This is a genomic window from Cohnella fermenti, from assembly GCF_004801405.1.
Classification (GTDB): domain Bacteria; phylum Bacillota; class Bacilli; order Paenibacillales; family Paenibacillaceae; genus Cohnella; species Cohnella fermenti.
In genome coordinates this window covers 1-642 of the sequence record NZ_SSOB01000122.1, presented here as the reverse complement: position 1 = coordinate 642, position 642 = coordinate 1, and the positions used below count along the sequence as shown (strand labels likewise).

The 642-nt window shown below is 55.1% G+C and carries 1 protein-coding gene; it reads left to right on the top strand.

The features are described from left to right. Window positions 1-642: IS110 family transposase (locus E6C55_RS33290; RefSeq protein ID WP_136374124.1), on the top strand; the 642-nt coding region annotated here is incomplete at both ends.

The following is a 642-nucleotide window of genomic DNA, read 5'->3' as shown; positions in this document are numbered from 1 at the left end:
GGGCCGGTGCTTCGCTGGCCTCCTTCGCCGTGCCTAACGACCAGACGGGGGCGGACACCCTCATTCAAAAAATGTTGGACACGGCGGACAAAGCCGGCACCCAGGAGCTTCGCATCGGGATGGAGGCTACCTCCAATCTCGGCTGGCACCTGGCCCATTATCTGAAGACCGAGCTGCAGGGCTATGAACCCCGCGTCCAGTCTCAGATTTACGTCTTGAATGCAAGGAAGGTGGCTCGTTTCAAGAAGGGGTATGAAGCCCTTCCCAAGAACGACCGCGTGGATGCCTGGGTAATTGCAGACCATCTGCGATTTGGACGACTGCCCCATGAGATGAAAGAAATCATCCAATACGAAGCCTTGCAGCGTCTCACTCGTACACGCTTCTTCCTGATGAACAACATCAAGCGGGACAAGACCTATTTTCTGAACCAGGTCTTTTTGAAGTTCAGCGGCATGCGCCAGGACAATCCGTTCTCCGACACGTTCGGCAGCACCTCGCTCGCGGTCATTCAAGAACTCGAGCCCGAGCAGATCATGAACATGTCGATGGAGGAGCTTGTCGCCTTCTTGCAGGACAAGGGCAAAAACCGTTTTGAGAAGCCCGAGGAGATTGCAGCGTTTCTCAAGAAGCTTGCACGCT